This is a genomic window from Marinifilum caeruleilacunae (assembly GCF_013141825.1).
Lineage (GTDB): Bacteria > Bacteroidota > Bacteroidia > Bacteroidales > Marinifilaceae > Marinifilum > Marinifilum caeruleilacunae.
Genome location: NZ_RZNH01000112.1, coordinates 1 through 760, shown reverse-complemented (window position 1 = coordinate 760; position 760 = coordinate 1). Strand labels below are relative to the sequence as shown.

The 760-nt window shown below is 47.5% G+C and carries 1 protein-coding gene; it reads right to left on the bottom strand.

The annotated features are described in order from the left end of the window. Positions 1-760: mucin-binding protein (locus tag ELS83_RS21705; protein ID WP_216616760.1), on the bottom strand; the 760-nt coding region annotated here is incomplete at both ends.

Here is a 760-nt window from a genome sequence, read left to right as displayed (position 1 = left end):
TGAACCGTGAAGTTCTGAGCAGTTTTGTCATCATTGTCGAATGTCAAATCTGCTGGATAGCCATCAGTAACTAACTCATACCCGTGTTTCTTATAATCCGCAATGCTGCCACTGGTACTATAACTGGATTTCGAGCCCGTTGTTCCTGAAATTGAATCCGTCTTTAAAGTTTTGCCGGTCGTATCATCAACGTAGCTGACACTACCTTTTTGCTGATCTGCGGTATAGGTGATCGTTGTATCTTTCGTCGGATCACTTGGCTGATAACGGCTACCGGGTGTCAAAACATGACCTTCTGGATCATGTGCTGTATAACCTGGTACCGTCGGTACACCGGCTGGTGTAACCTTCGTCGCATCACGTGGGTCATTTGGATAGACTACTCTTGGTACTCTAGGGAAGTTCCCATCACTTGAGCTTGGTACCAATGATCCGACTTTCGTGTATGTCACGGTCTCATTAACATCTGCTGAATCGGCATTCAGGTCAGTTACGACAGCTGTCTGCGCATTATCAGCTACAGATCCCGACACCACTGGACTAACAACGGCATCAAAGGTTGTATCACCATTTGTCGCTGTCCAGGCGGTTGTTCCAGCACCACTCGTAATCACTTCACCAGTAACGTTATCGACAACGACGGTTCGTGTGAAGTTGACAGAATCAGTGTGCGGCTTGGCCACTACGTGTCCAGTCTGATCAACATAACTGACGGTCTCATGGACCGTCTTATCATAGTTGGTGCGAGTTGGCCACTTTG